The following is a 23347-nucleotide window of genomic DNA, read 5'->3' as shown; positions in this document are numbered from 1 at the left end:
TACGTTTCAAAAACATTAGTCTCTTACTTTAAATACAATATTCATAAATGAAGCTTCTGTAGGGACAGCTGTAGATTTAACTGTATAGCTGATAACTCCTGCTGCTGAAACCGTAACTGTATTAAATACATTAGTATCAAAATAAGTCACAAAATAATCTAAATCTGCAGGTGCTAAAACAGGCAGTGACGAAGATGAATTACTTCGAGCCTGTCCAGCAGAAGCACTGAATCCAAACTGTTGTGAATAAAAAGTATATATGTTCAAAGTCTGCGTACCTGATAATACAACCCCAGATGCGTTATGCGTTGGCACAACAACAGAAGGTGCATAAAAGAACTTTGGCATCGCTGCTTTTACTTGTTTCAAAACACCTGTTGAAGGATCAGCAACAACAATACGATCTGCTGTTGATGTATATGAACTTCCGTTATAAATATTAGTATTGTTACCCGTTTGCAAACCACCAATTGCTAATGTATTAGCAGTTGTAGTAGTAACCGTAGTTGGTTTTATTAATACTCCTCCTAACTGTGTATTACCAGTAGTAATTGTTAAACCATTATCGGCAGTAATTGCGCTGGTTATTGCTGGGGTTAAATCCAAAGCTGTTGCAGGTATTCCGTTTACTGTCGTTGTCAATTTAGCACCGCTTAATGCGTTTGCAACTGTATTTACTGCAGGTGCCGTAACACTAACACCATTTACTACTGATGTAATTGTATTAGTCGGATTTGACAATGTATGCGTAGTTGCTGGTATAACGGCATTTATAACGTAAGGTGCTGATGCAGTTCCAGATCCAGTTATTGAAATATTATTTCCTGCATTTGTAACACCTCCTTGACCAGCTGCTCCAGTTGCTCCTGTATCTCCTTTAACTCCTGCAATTCCTTGAGGACCTTGCGCTCCTGTATCTCCTTTTGCTCCAGCAGTTCCTGCTACTCCTTGCGGTCCTGTTGCTCCAGTATCACCTTTTGCTCCTTGTGGACCTTGCGCTCCTGTATCTCCTTTTGCTCCTGCAATTCCTTGTGGCCCTGTTGCTCCAGTTGTTCCAGTTGCACCTTTTGGTCCTGTTAAATTAGACGTTGTAAAAGTTGTACCGTCAGTATAGGTAATAGTAAACGTTCCATTTCCGTTATCAACTGTCGTTGTAATTCCTTTTCCGTTATTTCCTGTTGCTCCTTGTGGACCTTGCGCTCCCGTATCACCTTTTATTCCTGCAGTTCCTTGTGGTCCTGTTGCTCCTGTATCTCCTTTTACTCCTGCAGTTCCTTGAGGACCTTGTGCTCCTGTATCTCCTTTTGCTCCTGCAGTTCCTGCAATTCCTTGAGGTCCTGTTGCTCCAGTTGCTCCAGTTGCTCCTTTTGGTCCTGTTAAGTTAGACGTTGTAAAAGTTGTACCATCAGTATAAGTAATTGTAAAAGTTCCGTTTCCATTATCAACTGTAGTTGTAATTCCTTTTCCGTTATTTCCTGTTGCTCCTTGAGGACCTTGTGCTCCTGTATCTCCTTTTGCGCCAGCAGTTCCTGCAATTCCTTGAGGTCCTGTTGCTCCAGTTGCTCCTTTTGGTCCTGTTAAATTAGAAGTGGTAAAAGTCGTACCGTCAGTATAAGTAATTGTAAAAGTTCCGTTTCCGTTATCAACTGTAGTTGTAATTCCTTTTCCATTACTTCCTGTTGCTCCTTGTGGACCTTGCGCTCCTGTATCTCCTTTTACTCCTGCAGTTCCTGCAATTCCTTGAGGTCCTGTTGCTCCAGTTGCTCCAGTCGCTCCTTTTGGTCCTGTTAAATTAGAAGTGGTAAAAGTCGTACCGTCAGTATAGGTAATTGTAAATGTTCCGTTTCCATTATCAACTGTAGTTGTAATTCCTTTTCCGTTATTTCCTGTTGCTCCTTGAGGACCTTGCGCTCCAGTATCACCTTTAGCTCCTACAGTTCCTTGTGGTCCTACTGCTCCAGTTGCCCCTTTTGGTCCTGTTAAATTAGAAGTGGTAAAAGTTGTACCGTCAGTATAAGTAATTGTAAAAGTTCCGTTTCCATTATCAACTGTAGTTGTAATTCCTTTTCCGTTATTTCCTGTTGCTCCTTGTGGACCTTGCGCTCCTGTATCTCCTTTTACTCCTGCAATTCCTTGAGGACCTGTTGCTCCAGTTTCTCCTTTTGCTCCGTCAGTTCCTTTTGGTCCTGTTAAATTAGAAGTGGTAAAAGTTGTACCGTCAGTATAGGTAATTGTAAATGTTCCGTTTCCGTTATCAACTGTCGTTGTAATTCCTTTTCCGTTATTTCCTGTTGCTCCTTGTGCTCCAGTTTCTCCTTTTGGTCCTGTTAAGTTAGAAGTGGTAAAAGTTGTACCGTCAGTATAAGTAATTGTAAAAGTTCCATTTCCATTATCAACTGTAGTTGTGATTCCTTTTCCATTATTCCCTGTGGCTCCTTGTGCTCCAGTTTCTCCTTTTGGTCCTGTTAAGTTAGAAGTGGTAAAAGTTGTACCGTCAGTATATGTAATTGTAAAAGTTCCGTTTCCATTATCAACTGTAGTTGTGATTCCTTTTCCAGCAATTCCTTGTGGACCTTGAGCTCCTGTATCTCCTTTTATAGCCGCTAAATAATCGGTAATAGTTGCTGTTGTATTATTGGTTGTTTCCTTCCAAATTTCAAAAGCTGACTTTCCAGCAATTCCTTGCGCTCCTGTTAAATCAGAAGTCGTGAAAGTTGATCCATCAGTATAGGTAATTGTAAATGTTCCGTTTCCATTATCAACTGTAGTTGTGATTCCTTTCCCTGCTGTTCCTTGTGGACCTTGAGCTCCTGTATCTCCTTTTATAGCTGCTAAATAATCTGTAATTGTTGCTGTTGTATTATTGGTTGTTTCCTTCCAAATTTCAAAAGCTGACTTTCCAGCAATTCCTTGCGCTCCTGTTAAATCAGAAGTCGTGAAAGTAGATCCGTCAGTATAGGTAATTGTAAACGTTCCGTTTCCGTTATCAACTGTAGTTGTAATTCCTTTTCCAGCAATTCCTTGTGGACCTTGAGCTCCTGTATCTCCTTTTATGGCTGCTAAATAATCTGTAATAGTTGCTGTTGTATTATTGGTTGTTTCCTTCCAAATTTCAAAAGCTGACTTTCCATCAATACCATTTGTTCCGTTTGTTCCTGCAATACCCTGCGCTCCTATTAAGTTAGACGTTGTAAAAGTTGATCCATCAGTATAGGTAATTGTAAACGTTCCGTTTCCATTATCAACTGTAGTTGTAATTCCTTTCCCTGCTGTTCCTTGTGGACCTTGAGCTCCTGTATCTCCTTTTATAGCCGCTAAATAATCGGTAATAGTTGCTGTTGTATTATTGGTTGTTTCCTTCCAAATTTCAAAAGCTGACTTTCCATCAACACCATTTGTTCCGTTTGTTCCTGCAATACCCTGCGCTCCTATTAAGTTAGATGTTGTAAAAGTTGATCCATCAGTATATGTAAAAGTAAATGTTCCGTTTCCATTATCAACTGTAGTTGTGATTCCTTTTCCAGCAATTCCTTGTGGACCTTGAGCTCCTGTATCTCCTTTTATAGCCGCTAAATAATCGGTAATAGTTGCTGTTGTATTATTGGTTGTTTCCTTCCAAATTTCAAAAGCTGACTTTCCATCAACACCATTTGTTCCGTTTGTTCCTGCAATACCCTGCGCTCCTATTAAGTTAGATGTTGTAAAAGTTGATCCATCAGTATAGGTAATAGTAAACGTTCCGTTTCCATTATCAACTGTAGTTGTAATTCCTTTTCCGTTAGTTCCTGCTACACCAGTATCCCCTTTTACAGCCGCTAAATAGTCTGTAATTGTTGCTGTATTATTTTTAGTTATTTCTTTCCAAATTTCATAAGCAGATTTTCCATCAACACCATTGGTTCCAGGAATTCCTTGAGGACCTGAAGCTAAGTTTATTGTAACTGGCAGGCCTTTTTCATTTGTATAAGTAATGGTACCGTTTTTATTGTCTACCAAAGTTGTAATAGTCTCCGTATCAGCACTTCCCATACGGTACCATTTGTCTGTATACCAATAGTAGTAACCCGGTACAATATCACTGATTGTCTGTGTATTAAAAACCAAAAGACTGTTAACATTACCTCCTGCAATAGTCGTTTTGTCTAATGTGCTGGTTAATGAAACTCTAGGTATAAGTATACCTTTGTTTGTTGCAGCAACATCAAGCTGTGTTGAAGAGTTAGGAAGTGAAGTCCCAATACCTACTTGTGCATGACTCCAAAAACTCAATCCTAAAAGGAATAAAAAGTAATAATTTTTCATAAAAAATCTTTTAAAAACGATTAACCTTAATAAGAACTAATTCAAATGAAAAAATTGAATACTGCTAATTCTCATTTCACTGATCATAAATAGGTTGTTTTTTAAGATTTGGGGAACCTCTAAAAAATAAACTGATCTTACATCTATCTGAGGGCAAATGTAAAAGACTAAAAATCAAAAAATTGTAGAACCCTTAACTGTACCTTGTAGAACTTTTTCTACAGAAAAAACAGGCAAAAAACACAATAAACAAGTACTAATTAATAATTACGATGTTATAAACAAACACTCTTAAGAAACTAGATTTCTTAAAAAAAGTCCATTATCATATACTGCTGTTTAATCGTTAAAAGCAGAATTTAAAAACCTTATTCCCTAGTGAAGACCTTCGTAAATTGAAGGATAGATATTAGAACAAACAAATATTTGTTTGACTTTACAGCATTGCTTTCTAGCCTGCCATATTGTAAGATGCAGTGCAGATTAATTTGAAAGATTGTTTTGATCGATCTTCAATAGAAGCATTTGGTGCTTTCTTTTTTAATGCTTCAATTCCTTTATCTCGAGAAAATCTATCTTTAAACATTTTACTTACACCAATAATTTTTCCGTTGAATGCTTTGAGATTAAAGTAAGTTTCATTGTTTCGAGAGGTCTTTCTAAAAAACTTCACATTATCTTGCGAATTGCGCCTTACAGATTCAATTCCTTTAAAACACATTAATTTCCTTGTATAAACTCCGCTGCTCAAAATAACCTTTCCTTTATTGTCTATAAAATCAAACTGAAATTCTCCATTTGTTTTTTTATTAATTACAAATTTTTCCATTTTAAAAACTAATCTTTTCTCTTTGTTGCTAATAAATTTAAATTGTAAATCATTTTTAATTAATCGTTAAAAATGATTTTAAAAGTTGTTCCTTTTCCTACCTGACTTTCAACTGTAACCCTTCCGTTCATTGATTCAATCTGGTTTTTTGTAATGTATAAGCCTATTCCATTTGCCTTTTCGTGCTTATGAAATGTTTTATACATTCCGAATAATAAATGACCGTATTTTTTAAGATCGATTCCCAAACCATTATCCTTTATCGTCAATACCTTTTTCTCGTTTTCTATGAAAAAGTTAAATTCGATTACCAAAAATTTATCTGGATTCGCATATTTTATTGCGTTGGTACATAAATTTTGCAATACACTTTCGAGATAAGCAGGATTAAAATTAATCACAGCATCTTCTGGGATATTGTTTATAATTGTTGCATTATTTCGATGACTGTAAGCGCTGACAATGTTAAGCACCCTGTTTAAATAAGTATTCAAATTCAAGGGTTCTACAGCAATTTCTGTATTATTTTGAATGTTTACTATTTGCGATAGATCTTCAATTGTTCGATTTAAATCATTTGAAACCATTCGCAGATACTTTATTGTTTCGCGCTTCTCTGCAAAATTTTCTTCTAAATCAATCATATCCAGAAGCAGTTTAAAATTTCCTGCATGCGAATTCAGATTATGAGATGCGATGTGCGAAAAGTTCAGCAGTCTGTCATTCTTTTCGCTATAAAGCTCCATTCTTTCCTGCAGTTCCAGCTCTTTTCTTTTTTGTGATGAAATATCTGTATGCGTTCCTATTACTTTCAACGGTTTACCATTTTCGTCACGTTGAATTACTTTACCTCTGTTTAAAATCCATTTATAACTTCCATTTAAAGTCAATACACGATGAAAATTTTCATAAAAAGGCGTTTTATTTTCAAAGTGATTATGTAAAGCCGTATAATATTTTTCGAGATCTTCTGGATGTATAATTTCATTCCATCGTTCTGGAGAATCCATGTTTTCTGCCGATTCTAATTCAAGTATTCTTATAGACTGCGGCGAATAAAAAACAGTATTCTCTTTCATATCCCAATTCCAAACTCCAAAAGTTGAAGTTTCAAGAGCAAATTTGTAACGCTCTTCAGAAATCTCCAGCTTCGATTCTAATGTTTTTAACTGTGTAACATCAGAAATTCTTCCGTATAAAACTAAAGTTCCGTCACTGTTTGTCTCTTTTTTTGATGAAACCTTAAACCAGCACAATCCTTTCATAGGCAATTGTACTCTAAAAATTGAATTCCATTTTTTTCCCTTTTTTAAAGAATCAATTAAAGACTTCCTTACTGAGTTCCTGTCGTCTTTATGAACTCTGTCATAAACAGAAAACATAGTATTGGTAAACAATTCATCGGGTAAAATTTCGAACATTCTATATGCAGAATCAGTAACAAAAGGCAAAGCACAATCATTTTGCGGCGAAATCGTCAGAACAAAAAGCGCATCTTCCATTTCATCAAACAATTTAGACTTCAACTCATTAATTGTTTTATTTTTTCTTGCTTTATAAAAGTCGAATTCCATGATCTAGTATTTAGTAGTTTATGACTAATAAAAACCTGATTATAGTTTCTTTTTAGTCAACAGTAAGGCATTTGGGTATTAAGTATGGTTTCTTCAAAATGAAGATTTAACTGATTTAATATTTGTGATCGTACATTTGAAGTATCAAGTAAGAAAACATCATCCAAATCAAGCAATATATTCGATATTCGTTTATTAAAAGAACAAACAACCAGTGGAATTCCTTTTCCGTATACTCTTAAAAAATCAAGGAACTCTTCTTCTGTGTAAACAACAAATACAATTGCTGCATAAACATCTAATTCGCCATTTAGGCTCCTGAAATCTCTACAGATATCAAGCATCAAAACATCTTGAAATTTGCATTTCAAAAATTTTGAAAAGCATTTTTGATTGCCATATATAAGTGCTCTTTTCTTTATCATCATCATTACATTTTTACAATCAAATTTTTCTTAAAAAAATTCAATCAAGTTAAAAACCGCATCCTATAACATCATAAAAAACTTCACAGCATAAAAAAATTGAAAGGAGAGATTTCTTGAATTCAATTACCACAACGAAATTCATTCAATTCATATCACACACACATTCTCTCTCCCCTAAATTCTTACATCGTCAATTCTAATTTTCTTTAATTAAATGAACAACTCAATGTTGATCAAACGGCTGTTCTCCAAAAACAAAATTGACTTAAATGTTAAATTCCAAAAAACATAAACAATACTGCCAGCATCAAAAAAAATCATTCCCAAAAACAGAAAATTGGGTGTAAATAATTAAAAAAAATACTTTTCAATATTGTCTTTTTTTTATTCTCCAATTCTCTTGTCTCTTCCTGACAATACAAAAATACTCCCAATAAAATCAATAGCTTATAGAATATTGACCACCCTCTTGTAGAATTATTTCTACAAGGAAAACGATTCTTAAATCGAAATTTTTCTGCAAAAAAAAACAGGGATTTAAAAATCCCTGTTTTTCTTAATACTTTATAATGTCTAAATAATTGAATATTAGCTATTCGTCATAATACAACTGAAAAAACCGAATTAAATCAGCCAGATTATCAATCTCCAGCTTTTCAAAAATTCTATTTTTAAAAGTACTTACTGTCGTTTTTTTTATGTTCAATAATTCTAAAATTTCTAGATTTCCGTATCCTTTTATTAGCAATTGTGCCACCTCAATTTCTCTATTCGACAAAAGATCCAGCGGATTTGTCGGCTTTTTTGTGATGTACGAATCCAAAATTCTGTCTTTAACATTCTGAGTAAGATATTTTCCAGAAAGCATCATCGAATTGATGGCATTTTTCATTTCCTCTTCAGAAGTTTCTTTATTTAAATAACCCGATGCTCCGGCATTTAAATATCGCATTGCATAAATATTTTCATCGTACGCAGAAAATATTAAGATTTTAATATCGGGCTGAATTGCTTTTATTTCAGACAATACATTTATACTGTTACCATCTGGAAAGTTTACATCTAAAATCAATAAATCGATCTTAACTTCATTCAGTTTACTAAATATATCTTTAAAATTCCCTGCCATATAAATTGCTGCATTTAAAAACAGCTCTTTTATAATTAGAGAAACTCCTTGTCTAACCACACTATGATCATCGGCAATTAAAAAACTATAGCTATTTGATGATTTCATCTGTATTTGAATAAATTATTTTTTTAGTAGATTTGGTTCTTTACTTATCAACCATCGGTATGCAAAACACCTATCGACGATTTTTTTATTTGCATTTTAAACTAAATTTAAAATCAAATTGAAACTAACTTTCGTCCCATTTCCTTGCTTACTTTCAACATGTATTGCCCCGCCAAATAATTCAACAATTTCTTTACAAAGATTCAAACCTAAACCAACTCCTAAATCATTTACTTTTCCTGAAACTGTTCCTTGATAATACAGTTCAAAAATATTCTTCAAATCATTTTCAGAAATTCCGCTTCCATTATCCTGAATGGCTACTTTAAAGTTAAGCTTTTTGTCTCCAGCTTTTTCAGCATCTATTGCAATCGCTATGAGGCCTTCTTTTGTAAATTTATTGGCGTTACCAATTATGTTATAAAAAAGCTGATGAATTTTTACAGCGTCCGAAGAAACTTCATAATCAGCTAAATTTGATGTAACCGCAATTTTATTTCCTTTGCTTTCAACTAGTGAACCCATTGACGAAACGATCTGATTTATCTCTGTTTTTAACTGAAAATTATTATTGTTTAATTTCAGTAAACGATTCTCATCTTTAGAATACTCTAAAATTTGGTTCGCTAACAAAAGCAGCGAATTTGTTGTAAATTGAATAGATTGAAAAGTTTCTTTTATTTCGGCATCTTTTATCGAAGAACTGATCATTTTACTGTAAATAGAAATTAAACTCAACGGAGATCTGATTTCATGACTGATCATTCCCATAATTCTATTTTTGAAGTTTAAGCTTTCTTTAATTTGAGCTTGAGCAATTGTCAATCGTTTTTCATATTGAAATGCCATTCTAGTAAAGTAGAAAATGGTAATCGATATTATAAGCATTAAAACAATCAAAACTGCGAGTGTATAACTTCTCGCAATTTTATTCGAATCGTATTGATTCTGCAGCTGTTTTTGAGTACTCTCCTGAAGAGCGCTTAATGACTTATTATAAACCGGCATTATTTCGCTCTCTAAAGCCAATAGTTTATTATTAAGTTCCGTTAATTTCGAATCTTGATTTTTTAAACTCTCAAAATGTTTTTTCAAATTTTTAAACTGCCCTTCGTAGTAGTTGTTTGTTGTAGTAAACAAATTAGCGATCTGATCTTCAATACTTCCGGTTACTACTTTATCTTTATACTTCATCGTAACAGTAACATTTAACTGTTCTTTCTGTACATCAGTTTTTCCAGCCAATGCTGCTCCTAGTCTTGAAAACAATCCTTTTTTAGAAACACTGTCGACTTTTGTATAAGTATCGGTTTTAATACTGTCTAAAATTTTCTTGTATTCAAACTTATTTAATTTGAATACGTTCGAAACACTATTTTTATCAGGATTATGCTGTAAACTAATAATAGAATCAATCTCAGATTTTAAAGTTTGAATGTTCGATTCTGAATGTTTTTTCTCCAATAGAATTTTTTCAAACTCTTTATTGTTTTTTGTCAGTAAACTCAAACTGTCAAGCAAACGGCTTATTTCATTCAACGACGCAGTATACTGTTCTAAAGAAGCCTTATTCTTATTAGCCTTGTAATTAGTAAAGTTTTTTTGAGAATTTAAAAACGAATTATTTATTTTGCTCGTGAAACTCGAAATCTTATTCATAGAATTCATAGAACTCAATGCTTTTGACATTTCAGATTCATTTGAAGTTTCATTGTTCCAAATAACAATGGCAATTATCTGCAGCAAAATAATACATACCAATAAAGTATAGTGAATTATTTTTCTATGTTTGAATTTTAGTTTTAACAAACTAAATGTATTATTCAAGGAATTCTTTTTAACCAAAATTTTAGATTTTAAAATGATAAAAAAATTAATGAGTTATAAAAAATCATTAACTCATAAAATTGTTTTAATACTAGGTTACTACTATACCATCATGAATGATGTACTACAACTTAAATAATTATTATTTTTTAGATCTTAAATCAGGATTACCAATTTTAATTCTGAGACGACAGTCCTTATCTGTTAAATCAAAACTGCTTTACACAAAAAATAAAGTACAGCCTTGTAAAACCAACATTAATTATTATCGCCAATAAATATTTAAAAGATTTGGGGAGTCTTTTAATTGAAAAAATATGTCCTTAACAAGTTACACATTTTAATTCATTTTATTTAAAAATATTTAATTTTTCTTTTTAAACTAACTGCGAAAGTAGTTTGATTTAATAAAACTCTACGTAGAACATTATCACAGTTATTGTAGAATTTGTTCTACAAAACTACTCATTTTTATGAATAGCTTTTTCATAAAAATCGATAAAAAAATGTTAAGCCCCAGCAAACAATTATAGATCTTCTATAGAAAACAGAGGACCAATAATTCTGTTATTCCAAAAAAGTCGTAGCAGCAAAAAAAATGAAAAAAAATAATATTTTTCAAACATTAACCCTAACAAACTGAATAACTGACTTTTATTTTTTAAATTATTTTCATCTTCCAGCTTGTTTTGCTCTTAAATCCTATTCGATTTTTACTGCCCATTTTTTGGAACCAACATTGTCTTTTAGTTTTGCCGAAAATTTTAAAAAATTAATGGAAATGAAAAAATTCATAATTACTTTCTTGTTTGCTTCTGCAATAACAACTGTAAGTGCTCAGACAAAAACTGAGAAAACAACGAAAAATGACTTCAATAAATGGTCTATTGAATTAGGAGGAGGATTTAATAAACCACAAAGACCTATGTCTGCAAACTATTTCACTTCTACACCAAGTCCTTATGTAGTAGATCTAGGAGTTAGATATATGTTTAATAACAAATTTGGTCTTAAAGCTGATTTTGGTTACAACAGTTTTACAGGAAAAAACAATTCTATAGATTTTGATACTAAATACTACAGAGCAGACATTCAGGCTGTAGCTAACTTAGGTCGTATCATGAATTTTGAAACATGGACTAACACGATTGGTTTACTTGGTCATGCTGGTTTTGGATTGGCACAATTAGAAGACGAAAATTCGGCTGTAAAAGACAGAATGGGTAACTTCATGGCTGGTATTACAGGTCAAATTAAATTATCGAACAGAGTTGCTTTGACTGGAGATTTTACAACTATCCTTAACGCATCTCAAAACGTAACTTTTGATGCTGCAACGCCTTCTAATTCTAGAGGTTTTTCAGGAATCATTTTTAACGGAACTGTTGGTGTAACGGTTTATTTAGGTAAAAATGAAAAACATGCTGACTGGGTAATCGATAACGGATCTGAAATTGATGAATTGAAACAAAGAATTACTGACATCGAAACTTCTATGCTGGATACAGACAAAGATGGTGTGCCGGATTATTTAGACGAAGAGCCAAACACAATTTCTGGTGTAATGGTTAACACAAAAGGAAAATCTATTGATCTAAACAACAACAATGTTCCTGACGAATTAGAAAGCTATTTATTAAAAACTTACGGAAGCAACACTGATAAATCGCCAATTTTAAACAACAATGAATTGGTTAAAAACTTAATCAACAGCGACTACGTTTGTACTTATTTTGATTTTGGAAAATCTACTCCAACAAATGTTTCTACAGAAGGTATCGATTTTATCTTAACGTATTTGAGAAATAATCCTACTGCTTCAGTTGACATTATTGGGCACGCTGACGAAATTGGTAAATCTGCTCACAATGATAAATTATCAACTGCAAGAGCAAACAATGTAAAAAACACATTGATAAAAGCTAATATCAATCCTTCAAGATTAAATGTTATTGGAGCTGGTGAAGACACTTCAGTAAACAAAGATTCTGATGGAGCTAGAAAACTTGTAAGAAGAGTTACTTTTAGAGTAAAATAATTTTAGATATTTAATTTTAAAAAAGGGAATAGTCAAATAGACTGTTCCCTTTTTTTATTCTAATTTAAACCTCTATAAAAAGCGGCATTTAAACTCTTAGTTTTTAATCTGCACCTCCATCAACACTATCAAAAGTTTCTCTTTCTTTAGGTCTTATACTATATTTCATTGACACAACAGGGCCATAATAAACATCAAATTGAGTTCCGTTTGTGCGCAGCTGCATCTGTCCGATAACACCAGCTAAAAAATGCAGGTTTTTTGAAATCCCTGCTGTATAATAAACTGACATTCTAAAAATATCAAAATTCTCGTTGGCATAATCTTTTGGTGCAAACTTAAGCATCAGCTCTGCGTAGTAACCAATATTTGGCGCAACAAACAGTGGCTTTTCCTTTGTTTGGCGCAGGAAGTGATTCACTCCAAATCTTGCTCTTAATCTCGGAATTACGCGATGAACTCCGTTTCGGTCATCAAAAAATTTAGTTTCAAATCGCACTTGTTCAAAGATTGTTCCTTTTGGCATATTCTGCGAAAAAGTGCCCATTAATATAAGCCTTTGCTCTAGTGTTTCATAGTTACCCGCTTCTTCAACCTCATATTTTTGATTGTGCGCATAACCAAGCCAAAATTTCATGTTTTCAAAACCAGAATATACAATCCATGGTCTTACTACAACACGCTGTGTATATTCGTACGGATTCTTGTTGGTATAAGCACCTTGCGTTACCAATTGAAAATCGGCTTGACCGCTTAAATGCCATTTATCATATATCGGAAAAGCAAAATCCCCCTCTGTAATCGATGCCGGAATAAATCCCATTGTATACGGCGGCGGTGCAGGTTGTGCTTTTAAAGTTTGCATTGCAGCGACACTAAACAATAGAATAAAACCTTTTTTAATTAAATTCATAACTCTGATTTATATTTTAAGGTGCATATAAGTTCTACACAAAAACCTCAACAATTCGCAAATCATTTTTCTACAAAAAAAGCCCTAACTATTCTAGATAAGGCTCTTTCATTATTTTAAAATAAATCTTATGACGTAAATAAATATGCTTGCTTCTAAATTTTCTATTTCTGTAACCAAATCATAAATTCAGTTAAAATAATTGTTACAACCCTGATTCTCAAAATTAATAAAATCAAACAGCTAAACAGAAAATAAGATGTTTCAAGTTATAACTTGAAACCAGAAAAACAAGAAACAACAGAATAAAAAAAGCAGTAAATACAGTTCATAAATTTTACAAAATTCTTCCAAAATTATACAATTGTTTATCCCTTAATATCTTCAACTTTGCAGTTGATTATGAAAAAAGCACTTCTCATACTTCTTTCGGTTTTTTATCTGGTAATGTCGTCAGGCTTTACCACTATTACTCATTTTTGCAAAGGAGTTAAGCAGGAAACAAATCTTTTTTCAGGTGCGCATACGGGAAAAATATGTCCAAAATGTGCGGCAAAAAAATTACCAAAAAGCAAAAACTGCTGTAAACATAAAACACAGCTGAATAAAATTACCGAAAAGGCACACCAAAAAGTTTCTAAAGATTTAGCTTTTAAATTCTCAGAACTGCCTTTACCCCTTTCTATTCATGAAACAATACTTGCGCTTCGTTTACCTCAACTAAATAAAGCACATCCATTTTTTACTGCATTTATTCCTATCAGGAATAATCCGCTTTATATTTTTTACTGCGTTTACCGAATTTGATTTTTAGCAATTGAACAAACTGCAGCATTTTTCAAAGAAATGTTGTCAGATTTCTATTGTCTAATTTTTAAATACACATCATGAAAATGCAATGCTTTGCATTGATAGTGTTCAGTTTTGTCTCAGAAAATCTGCTTGCACAAACGGTAACATTATCTAATGCTCTTGAACGTTCGATTCAGAATTTTGAAAAAATAAAAGCTAAAGAAGCAGTTGTAAAAGCTGCCACAGAAAATATCTCTTATCAAAAAAGTACTTATTTACCAGACTTTACCCTAATGGCGCAGCAAAGTTATGGTACAATTAATGCCATAAACGGGCCAATGTACAGTTTTGGCGGCTTGGGCAGTGCTGCAACGTCTATGCCATTAGCCGATCAAAACTGGAATGCTGCTTTTGGTTCTCTATATCTGGCCAATATTAATTGGAATTTATTCACTTTTGGTAAAATTAAAAACCAAATAGGAATTGCCAAAGCGGATGAAAACAAGGCACAAAAAGATCTCGATCAGGTAAAATTTCAGCATCAAGTAAAAGTAGGTGCTGCCTACCTAAACCTGCTCGCTGCTCAGCGTATTAAATACGTACAGGAAAAAAATCTTGATCGTGCTCTAGTTGTAGAAACTACTACGCAAAGTCGCACTGAAAGCGGTTTACTTCCAGAAGTCGATTATTCGTTAGCCAAAGCTGAAGTTGCCAATACAAAAGCAGCAGTTATAAAAGCTTACGATATGGAACTCGACCATTCTAAATCGCTTGCTGTAATGCTGGGTGAAGACTATCAAACTTATAAACTCGACAGTCTTTTTACGACTACAACACCTGTCTCGTTTTTAGAATCGACTGTAGAACTTAGCAAACATCCCCTATTAGAATGGCAGAAAAGTGCGATTTTAAAAAGTGAAAATCAAGAGAAACTGCAAACAGCTCTAGGTTTGCCAACCCTTTCTGCATTTGGAGTAATGCAGGGACGCGGTTCTGGTTTTGACTGGAATTATGTACAAGACAATTCGGCTTTTAATCGATCTTATCTTGATGGCGTGGGAATAGACCGCAGTAATTATCTTGTTGGAATAAATCTAAGCTGGAACCTGACCAATTTATACCGTCAATCTTCTAAAAAACGGGAACAAAAATTCATAACACAGTCTTTACTGAATGAATATGAATATATGAGTCAAGAATTAAAAGCGCAGCAAAAACTGGCTGAAGATAAACTCAAAAATGCCTACGCCACTTTTGAGCAAAGTAAAACACAAGTTACTGCTGCTGCAGATGCCTATCGTCAACATTCTGCTTTGTATCAAAACGGGCTTACCACAATTGTAGACTTAACACAATCTTTCTACACATTGAATAGAGCCGAAATTGAATACGAAATTGCTCAAAACAATATTTGGCAGGCCTTATGGATTAAAGCGGCGGCGGCTGGCGATTTAAACATTTTACTCAACGAAATACAATAAACCCGAAAATTATGAACTTAATACGTTTTGCCTTGCGCAAGCCTATCTCTATTATGGTGATAGTGCTGGGGCTTTTATTCTTCGGGATTAAAGCTGCTAAAGAAATTAAAGTCGATATTTTACCCGACATGAATCTTCCTGTCGTATACATCGCCCATTCATTTAATGGTTATACTCCACAACAAATGGAAGGTTATTTTACAAAAATGTATGTAAACATGATGCTGTTTACGAGCGGAATAGAAAGTATAGAAACTAAAAATACTCAAGGACTTACCTTAATGAAAATTAATTTTTATGAAGGTACTGATATGGGACAGGCAATTGCCGAAATCAATGCACTTTCTAATCGTTCGCAGGTATTTTTACCGCCGGGCGCTCCGCCTCCATTTATTATTCGATTTGATGCCTCTTCACAGCCAGTTGGACAATTGGTTTTTAAAAGTAATTCGAAAACGAATAATGAACTGCAGGATATTGCCAATTTTACGGCACGACCATTTTTAATTAAAATTCCAGGATTAACAACAGCACCTCCTTTTGGCGGAAGCCCTAGAACTATAGAGATCAACATTGATCCTAATAAACTGCGTACACACCAATTAACTCCCGAGCAAATTGTTGAATCGATCAGCAGAAATAACATCACATCGCCATCTGGAAATATTTATGTGAACGACATTAATTACTTAACGCCTACTAACAATACGATAAAAGAGGTGGCCGATTTTGGTAATATTCCAATTTTTAAAGGAGGAGTCGATAACGTCTACATTCGTGATGTGGCAACCGTAAAAGACGGTGCCGATATTACAACTGGTTATGCCCTTATTAATGGCACAAGATCCGTATACATTAACATTGCAAAATCAGGAAATGCCTCTACTTGGGAAGTAGTAAAAAACCTTAAAAAAGCCATTCCCGCCATTCAGAACAATTTACCAGATGATGTAACTATTTCCTATGAATTTGATCAATCTGTTTATGTTATTAATGCCGTAAAAAGTTTAATTACCGAAGGCGTTTTGGGTGCCGTGTTAACGGGATTAATGGTATTATTATTTTTAAATGACAAAAGAGCGGCTTTAATAGTAGTGCTTACAATTCCAATTTCAATTATATCAGGAGTATTATTCCTAAAATTATTTGGACAAAGTATCAATATTATGTCATTATCTGGATTAGCATTAGCCATAGGTATTTTGGTCGATGAGAGTACGGTTACGATAGAAAATATCCATCAGCATTTAGCAATGGGAAAAACAAAATCCAAAGCAATCTTAGATGCTTGTAAAGAAATTGCATTTCCTAAACTATTGATTCTATTGTGTATTCTTGCTGTATTTGCTCCAGCATTTATGATGACCGGCATACCAGGTTCGTTGTTTATGCCATTAGCCTTGGCAATTGGTTTTTCGATGATATTCTCCTTTATACTATCGCAGACATTTGTTCCTGTGTTAGCAAACTGGTTAATGAAAAACAATGAAAACCACACTCACAAAGAAGACAAATTTGATGGCTTTAAAAATCGTTTTGTACAGTTCTTACAATCTATCATGCCAAAGCGAAAACCAATATTAATTGCAAGTTTCATTATTGCAGCGCTTAGTGTATTCTTAATGTACAACATTACTGGAAAAGATGTATTGCCAACCGTAAATTCAAGTCAGTTTCAAGTACGTATAAAAGCTCCTGAAGGCACTCGAATTGAAAAAACAGAACTAAAAATAAAGCAAGTTTTAAAGGAACTCGAAACCGTTATTGGCAAAGAGCACATTAGTATTTCATCTGTTTTTATTGGTCAGCATCCTTCTTCATTTGCAGTAAGTCCTATTTACTTATACAATGCAGGTCCGCACGAAGCATTGATGCAAATTGCTTTAAAAGATTATGATGGAAATACCAATGCTTTAAAAGAAATCATCCGTAAACATATGAAAGAGAAAATGCCTGAATTGCATTTTTCTTTTGAACCAATAGAACTTACAGAGAAAATACTTAGTCAGGGAACCAATACGCCTATCGAAGTTCGTTTTTCGGGAATGATGAAAAAGATGAACGTTATGTACGCCAATAAACTTTTGGCTAAACTAAAAGAAATTGACTATTTGCGAGATCAGCAAATTCCGCAGTCTCTAAACTATCCTGCTTTTGATATTAATATTGATCGTGTAAGAGCTGCTCAATTAGGAATTGATGCTCAAGACATCGCCCGTTCCTTAGTTCCAATTACTGCCTCATCCCGTTATACCAGCAAAAATATGTGGGTTGGCGGAATGATGGGAATCGCCTATGATGTGCAAGTGCAAACGCCGCAAAACATTCTAAATACCAAAGATGAACTGATGAACGTTCCGTTAGGAAAAAACTCAGATCGTCCCGTTCTTGGTGATGTTGCCACGATTACACCAACCAAAGTGTTAGGCGAAAGTTATAATTTGGGAACAATGGCTTATACTCCAGTAACAGCAAATATTCATGATGCAGATCTTGGGCGTGCTCAAAAAGATGTACAAGCTGCAATAGAATCTCTTGGAGAATTACCAAAAGGTGTAAATATTCAAGTATCTGGAATGGTTCCTGTACTTGACGAAACGATGAACAGTTTAGCGACAGGATTACTAATCGCCGTTATTGTTATTTTTTTAATGTTGACTGCCAATTTTCAATCTTTCAAAGTATCGTTGGTTATTTTAACAACAGTACCATTTGTAATTTTAGGTTCATTGCTTTTAATGAAACTTACAGGATCGACATTAAACCTGCAATCGTATATGGGAATCATTATGTCTGTGGGAGTATCAATTGCAAATGCGGTATTATTAATTAGTAACGCAGAATCGCTTCGTTTACAAAATGGCGATGCTTTAAGTTCAGCCATTCAGGCAGCATCATTACGTATTCGCCCTATTATCATGACAACATTAGCCATGATTGCAGGGATGCTTCCAATGGCAATTGGACATGGCGAAGGCGGTGATCAAGTTGCGCCTTTAGGAAGAGCTGTAATTGGAGGTCTTATTGCCTCTTCATTTAGTGTACTGCTTCTGTTACCATTAGTATTTGTATGGATACAGAACAAAACCTCTACACAATCATCTTCACTAGATCCTGAAGACGAAAACAGCATTCATTATATAACATTAGAAAAATAAATCATGAAAATAATATATTATATCTTAATAGGAATTGTATTTGCATCATGCAATTCAACACCTCAAAAAGAAGAAAAAATGGCAGCAATGCCAATGATGATGATGCAAAGTTTTGAAACTATTTCTATAAAGAAAAGCAATCCATTAGTTCCCTTAAAACTAGCAGGCGAATTAATCTCTGATCGAGAAACTTCTATTTATGCAAAAGTCAACAGTTATGTAAAAAAAATGTCAGTAGATATTGGTTCAACAGTTACTGCGGGGCAAGTTATCATGGTTTTGGAAGCACCCGAAATTCAAGCACAATTAGCTGCAGCTAAATCAAAATGGAAAGCGCAGGAAGCCATATACATCGCAACAAAATCGAATTATGACAGAATGTTTAAGGCTAATGAAACTAAAGGTGCTATTGCAAAAGATGCTTTAGATCAAATAACAGCTCGAAAATTATCCGATCAAGCACAACTCGAAGCTGCCAAATCAGCCTATCAGGAAATACAAGTCATGAACGATTATTTGATAATCAGAGCGCCGTTTAACGGAATTGTTGCGGAACGAAATGTAGATTTAGGTTCATATGTAGGACCAATGGGTAAAGGTTCAGACAAGCCATTATTGGTTATACAGGACAACAAAAAACTGCGTATTTCACTTTCGATACCAGAAGCCAATACACCGTATTTAAAATTGGGAGATTCTATACATTTTAAGATAAATTCTATTCCTAATAAAAAGTACATGGCGAAAATTTCACGTAAATCAGGAGTTTTAGATTTCAAACTTCGTTCTGAGAAAATTGAAGCCGATATTTTACAAACTCATAAGGAACTAAAACCACTAATGGTTGCAGAAGCCATGCTTCCGCTGCAGGCAAATGAAGCTACTTTTTTTGTACCCAAAACAGCACTGGTAGAAAGTAACACCGGCGTTTATGTAATTCGAATTGAAAACAGTTTGACCAAAAATATTCCCGTAACTAAAGGGCGTGCTTTAGCCGATCAAGTTGAAGTTTTTGGAGAACTAAATGAAGAAGATAAAATACTAATGAAAGCTACTGAAGAAATACTAGAAGGAACAAATATTAAAAAACAAAAAAATGAAAAGAGTAAATAAATATCTTATTATCGGAGTAATAGCTTTGGTAATAGCATCATGTCAAAAACAAGAGAAAAAACAAGAAACTATTGCTCAAAAAAGCATTGAACAACCCGTAAAAGAAACTTTTGCTGCGCCAAAAGGAATTCATGTAACTAATGAAGAAGTCTGTATGGTAAACAACATTCATATGGGCAAAAAACAAATGGAAGTTCCGTTTGAAGGAAAAATGTATTACGGCTGCTGCAATATGTGCGTAGAACGAATTTCAAATGAAGAAAGTGTTCGAACAGCCATAGATCCGCATACTGGTAAAAAAGTGGATAAAGCTTCCGCTTATATTATTTCGTTAAACGAAGAAGGAAATGTCGCTTATTTTGAATCAGAAGAAAATTATCTAAATTTTATTAAATCCGGCAGTTAAAGAAAATTGCTTTCAAATTTTAAAAAGCCTGTAAACTAAAAACTTACAGGCTTTTATTTAGTATTAATCGGCTGGTTTTAAATTGTCGCCATCTTTAAAATGCAGTCTTCTAAAAACCAATCCAGATAAAATAGTTAAAGAACCTACAACTAAAAAAGTGTATCGAAAAGCATTATGAATTTCGTTATGAATAAGTTTTACATCACCTTGAAAAATTTTAAGAACCAGCAATCCAAAAGCAATACCAAACCCAATCGCCAATTGCTGATTTACCGAAATTAATGAATTACCGCTGCTTGTATGATATTGCCTTAAATCGGCAATAGAAATAGAATTCATCGAAGTAAATTGTATTGAGTTAAAGAAACCCAATACCGCAATAATAGGAACATACCAATATATCGAAGTATGAATCGATGGAATAGCCATACAACAAATTAAAACACCAATAATAAAAGTATTCACCATTAACGTTTTTCGATAACCAAATTTGTTCAAAATACCAATTACTGCCGATTTTCCAAACATTGCGGTTAGAGCCATTGGCGCCACAATCCATCCAGACACAACAGCCGATTGTCCGTAAGCAATCTGAATCATCATAGGTAATAATAACGGAACTGAACTAATCCCCAAACGTGTTGCCAAATTGCCAACTATACCCACTCTAAACGTTCGCACTTGAAATAAATTTAGAGGAAAAATAGGATTATTGTCTTTTGAAGCATGACGATAATACCAATACAACATTAAAAATCCGGACATTAATATCACTAAAACCGGCGAAACACGAACCGTATTACCAAATAGTTCTAACGAAATAGACAATAAAAGTGAAGCTGCCGCAAAGATGAAAAAGCCTTTTAAATCAAAATCGATTATCTTAGATTTATAATTAGGCATATACTTCAAACTCAGAATAATTCCGATAAGTCCAAACGGAATATTGATTAAAAAAATCCAATGCCACGACAAATAATCAACCATATAACCTCCTACCAACGGTCCTAAAACCGGCCCGATTAAAGCAGGAATAATAGCAAAATTCATAGCCTTAAGTAATTCCTTTTTAGGAAATGTTTTAATGAGTGCAAGCTTTCCTACGGGCGTCATCAAACTTCCACCGACGCCTTGAACGATTCGAGCTAAAACTAAATGTGTCAAATTCTGAGAAAGCGAGCAAAACAAAGAACCAAGACTGAACAAAAACAAAGCAAAAATAAAGACTTTCTTCGTACCAAATTTATCCGATAAAAAACCGCTTACCGGCATAAAAAGCGCCAGTGTTAGAACATAACTAATAATTGCATTTTGCATATCGAGCGGAGACTCATGCAGATCTTTAGCAATAGAAGGCAGCGACGTATTCAAAATGGTTGAATCAAGCATCTGCATAAAAATAGAAGTCGCTAAAATAATGGGTAACACTTTTTTTATCGCTTCGCTGTTTTGCTCTGTAGTTACTATCATCATTCTTCCTTTTAGACTTGAACTCTTTTGTTTTATTTTTTCAGAAAAAAGTTTGACAACCAAACTTCTCTATCATCCTAAAAATAAAGGTACAAAAAACATCCTTGCCCATTGTAAACTACTTTTAATTGCGACTTTATTTGTCTCTTTATTAGCCACTAATTGCACGAATTTCCGCGAATTATTTTTATTTCACGCAGATTTAGCAGATTTAATTTGTGGAAATTAGTGCAATTAGCAGCAAACAAAAATCATTTTAATCCTTTAATCTGTGGCTAACTTTTTCACACGCAAATCAATCAGATTTAATTCGTGGAAATTAGTGCAATTAGCGGCAAACAAAAATCATTTTAATCCTTTCAATCTGTGGCTGTATTTTCTCACACAGATTTTCCAGATTAAGCAGATTTAATTCGTGGAAATTTGTGCAATTAGTGGCAAACAAAAATCCATTTTAATCTATTTTATCGATGGCTAACCTTTTACTTATTGATTTGTCTCCAAATTTTGGTACTAAAGTCATCTTTATACATTAATCTGTTTGTTCTCGTTGGATTTACGCGATTGGTCAGAATAATCAAAAACCGGTTAGTATCTGGACTCATAAAGAAAAAAGTTCCTGTGAAACCCGTATGTCCAAAATCATTCGCTTTAAAAAACTCATCTGGTTTACGTTTATCAAAACCAAGTCCGCGGTAAATTCCCTCTTTGGCAAGAGGAGAATCTGTAAATTCTTTTACCACTTTTGCTTTTAGAATTTGTTTTCCTTTATAGTTTCCGTTGTTCATTAGCATTTTGCAGATAACAGCAATCGATTCTGCATTTGCAAATAAACCAGCATTTCCAGAAACACCGCCAAAAATAGCAGCAGCTTCGTCATGAACATATCCTTTAATAGTATCTTTTCTAAAAAAATTATCCAATTCAGTTGGCATTACATTTTCTATCGAAGTCCATTTTAGCGGATTATATCCAATTTTTGAAATGCCTAATTCTGTATAAATTTCATTTGTCAGCTGACCTAATTTCTTTCCTGTTTTGGTTTCAATCATCTGCTTCACCAAAAGCAGATTTAAATCACTGTAAACATATTTTCCACGTGTGTTTGTATTTGCAACCGAAATTTGCTCGTAAACCGTTTTATAAAATTCTGGATTCAACCACATATTTTTATAAATCTGAACCCAATTTTCTTTTGGTTCAAAAACAAGATATTTAGAATCGTAAATAATGTTTTTGTTTACATACATATTATCAAAAAGGTCAGGATAGTTCTCTGATTTTTTATCACTCAATAAAGGAGATCCATCAGGAGTAGAAAGCAGACTTTGATAAAAAGTAATACTTGCTTTTAGTCCAGAAGTGTGCGTTAACAACTCAAAAAGCGTTAAATCGGCAATAGCAGTGTTTTTATAAAACGGAACAATTTTACCTACTTTATCTGTGAGCTTTATTTTGTTTTCTCCAACCAAACGCATAGTTACAAGCGTTGCACCTAAAACTTTAGACATTGAAGCCAGATCAAAAACATCGTCTGTTTTTACTAATTGCTTTTTAGTATAATCATGGTAACCGTAATTTTTAGATATCAGATTAAAATCTCCTGTACCAACGATAATCTGAGCTCCCGGAAAAAAACCTTTTTCAAGTGCATGATTCAGCATTGAATCAATATAAACTTCATTTCTTTCTACATTTACCGGTTCAAGTTTCTGCGCTTGTATGGTACTTAAAGAAATCAGAAAAACAGCAATCCGTAATATACTTTTTCTCATTATT

General features: G+C 33.8%; 15 protein-coding genes. 6 read left to right on the top strand and 9 right to left on the bottom strand.

What is annotated here, in order from left to right; genetic code table 11:
* Positions 1-15 precede the first annotated feature (15 nt).
* The 6 genes from ACHRV0_RS06695 to ACHRV0_RS06670 all read right to left on the bottom strand — a co-directional run bounded on the left by ACHRV0_RS06695 (position 16) and on the right by ACHRV0_RS06670 (position 10197).
* The gene (locus ACHRV0_RS06695) at positions 16-4302 is read right to left on the bottom strand and encodes a beta strand repeat-containing protein (protein WP_395440300.1); all 4287 of its coding nucleotides are present in this window, start codon (positions 4300-4302) and stop codon (positions 16-18) included.
* 451 nt (positions 4303-4753) lie between these two features.
* Positions 4754-5131 carry a YegP family protein gene (locus ACHRV0_RS06690; protein WP_395414659.1) on the bottom strand — a complete coding sequence of 126 codons (378 nt, stop codon included), beginning with the start codon at positions 5129-5131 and terminating at the stop codon, positions 4754-4756.
* Between the two features lie 59 nt (positions 5132-5190).
* The gene (locus ACHRV0_RS06685; RefSeq protein ID WP_395440299.1) at positions 5191-6705 is read right to left on the bottom strand and encodes a PAS domain-containing protein; all 1515 of its coding nucleotides are present in this window, start codon (positions 6703-6705) and stop codon (positions 5191-5193) included.
* A gap of 56 nt (positions 6706-6761) precedes the next feature.
* Complete coding sequence (locus ACHRV0_RS06680; RefSeq protein WP_395440298.1) at positions 6762-7130, bottom strand: hypothetical protein; 369 nt, start codon at positions 7128-7130, stop codon at positions 6762-6764.
* A gap of 595 nt (positions 7131-7725) precedes the next feature.
* Positions 7726-8370 (bottom strand): response regulator transcription factor, encoded by a 645-nt coding sequence (locus ACHRV0_RS06675; protein WP_129022733.1) that lies wholly within the window; start codon positions 8368-8370, stop codon positions 7726-7728.
* A 96-nt stretch (positions 8371-8466) separates the two neighbouring features.
* The gene (locus tag ACHRV0_RS06670) at positions 8467-10197 is read right to left on the bottom strand and encodes a sensor histidine kinase (RefSeq protein ID WP_395440297.1); all 1731 of its coding nucleotides are present in this window, start codon (positions 10195-10197) and stop codon (positions 8467-8469) included.
* Between the two features lie 781 nt (positions 10198-10978).
* Between ACHRV0_RS06670 and ACHRV0_RS06665 the strand changes: the two genes are divergently transcribed.
* Entirely contained in the window at positions 10979-12235 is a 1257-nt protein-coding gene (locus ACHRV0_RS06665; protein ID WP_129022735.1) for an OmpA family protein, read from the top strand.
* Positions 12236-12338: 103 nt separating this feature from the next.
* Here ACHRV0_RS06665 and ACHRV0_RS06660 read toward each other — a convergent pair whose 3' ends face one another.
* Entirely contained in the window at positions 12339-13148 is an 810-nt protein-coding gene (locus ACHRV0_RS06660; RefSeq protein WP_129022736.1) for a DUF2490 domain-containing protein, read from the bottom strand.
* A 402-nt stretch (positions 13149-13550) separates the two neighbouring features.
* On the opposite strand from ACHRV0_RS06660, the gene ACHRV0_RS06655 reads away from it, so the two are divergent.
* From ACHRV0_RS06655 to ACHRV0_RS06635, 5 genes are all read left to right on the top strand, one after another.
* Positions 13551-13955, top strand: coding sequence for an HYC_CC_PP family protein (locus ACHRV0_RS06655; protein WP_395440296.1), 405 nt, complete (start codon positions 13551-13553; stop codon positions 13953-13955).
* A gap of 80 nt (positions 13956-14035) precedes the next feature.
* A complete protein-coding gene (locus tag ACHRV0_RS06650) occupies positions 14036-15421 on the top strand; it encodes a TolC family protein (protein WP_129022738.1) in 1386 nt (461 codons plus the stop codon).
* A gap of 11 nt (positions 15422-15432) precedes the next feature.
* Positions 15433-18579: an efflux RND transporter permease subunit gene (locus tag ACHRV0_RS06645; protein WP_099719386.1), complete on the top strand. Its 3147-nt coding sequence runs from the start codon at positions 15433-15435 to the stop codon at positions 18577-18579.
* A gap of 3 nt (positions 18580-18582) precedes the next feature.
* On the top strand, positions 18583-19692 hold the full coding sequence (locus ACHRV0_RS06640) for an efflux RND transporter periplasmic adaptor subunit (RefSeq protein ID WP_395440295.1): 1110 nt from the start codon (positions 18583-18585) through the stop codon (positions 19690-19692).
* Positions 19676-20098, top strand: a complete 423-nt coding sequence (locus tag ACHRV0_RS06635; protein WP_395440294.1) for a hypothetical protein — start codon at positions 19676-19678, stop codon at positions 20096-20098. Before ACHRV0_RS06640 ends, ACHRV0_RS06635 begins: the two co-directional genes overlap by 17 nt.
* A gap of 63 nt (positions 20099-20161) precedes the next feature.
* Here the strand turns inward: ACHRV0_RS06635 and ACHRV0_RS06630 are convergent, their stop codons facing one another.
* A complete protein-coding gene (locus ACHRV0_RS06630) occupies positions 20162-21568 on the bottom strand; it encodes an MFS transporter (RefSeq protein ID WP_395440293.1) in 1407 nt (468 codons plus the stop codon).
* A 482-nt stretch (positions 21569-22050) separates the two neighbouring features.
* Positions 22051-23343 (bottom strand): serine hydrolase domain-containing protein, encoded by a 1293-nt coding sequence (locus tag ACHRV0_RS06625; protein WP_395440292.1) that lies wholly within the window; start codon positions 23341-23343, stop codon positions 22051-22053.
* Positions 23344-23347 lie beyond the last annotated feature (4 nt).

Origin of the sequence: Flavobacterium sp. FlaQc-30, from assembly GCF_044005885.1 — a bacterium.
GTDB lineage: Bacteria > Bacteroidota > Bacteroidia > Flavobacteriales > Flavobacteriaceae > Flavobacterium.
Note: the sequence above shows the minus strand (reverse complement) of the source record. Positions and strands in the feature narration are given on the sequence as shown.

Bases quoted from the DNA above. Each gene is read 5' to 3' on its own strand.
- ACHRV0_RS06695 (WP_395440300.1), bottom strand. From the start codon at position 4,302: ATGAAAAATTATTACTTTTTATTCCTTTTAGGATTGAGTTTTTGGAGT.
- ACHRV0_RS06690 (WP_395414659.1), bottom strand. From the start codon at position 5,131: ATGGAAAAATTTGTAATTAATAAAAAAACAAATGGAGAATTTCAGTTT.
- ACHRV0_RS06685 (WP_395440299.1), bottom strand. From the start codon at position 6,705: ATGGAATTCGACTTTTATAAAGCAAGAAAAAATAAAACAATTAATGAG.
- ACHRV0_RS06680 (WP_395440298.1), bottom strand. From the start codon at position 7,130: ATGATAAAGAAAAGAGCACTTATATATGGCAATCAAAAATGCTTTTCA.
- ACHRV0_RS06675 (WP_129022733.1), bottom strand. From the start codon at position 8,370: ATGAAATCATCAAATAGCTATAGTTTTTTAATTGCCGATGATCATAGT.
- ACHRV0_RS06665 (WP_129022735.1), top strand. From the start codon at position 10,979: ATGAAAAAATTCATAATTACTTTCTTGTTTGCTTCTGCAATAACAACT.
- ACHRV0_RS06660 (WP_129022736.1), bottom strand. From the start codon at position 13,148: ATGAATTTAATTAAAAAAGGTTTTATTCTATTGTTTAGTGTCGCTGCA.
- ACHRV0_RS06655 (WP_395440296.1), top strand. From the start codon at position 13,551: ATGAAAAAAGCACTTCTCATACTTCTTTCGGTTTTTTATCTGGTAATG.
- ACHRV0_RS06650 (WP_129022738.1), top strand. From the start codon at position 14,036: ATGAAAATGCAATGCTTTGCATTGATAGTGTTCAGTTTTGTCTCAGAA.
- ACHRV0_RS06645 (WP_099719386.1), top strand. From the start codon at position 15,433: ATGAACTTAATACGTTTTGCCTTGCGCAAGCCTATCTCTATTATGGTG.
- ACHRV0_RS06640 (WP_395440295.1), top strand. From the start codon at position 18,583: ATGAAAATAATATATTATATCTTAATAGGAATTGTATTTGCATCATGC.
- ACHRV0_RS06635 (WP_395440294.1), top strand. From the start codon at position 19,676: ATGAAAAGAGTAAATAAATATCTTATTATCGGAGTAATAGCTTTGGTA.
- ACHRV0_RS06630 (WP_395440293.1), bottom strand. From the start codon at position 21,568: ATGATAGTAACTACAGAGCAAAACAGCGAAGCGATAAAAAAAGTGTTA.
- ACHRV0_RS06625 (WP_395440292.1), bottom strand. From the start codon at position 23,343: ATGAGAAAAAGTATATTACGGATTGCTGTTTTTCTGATTTCTTTAAGT.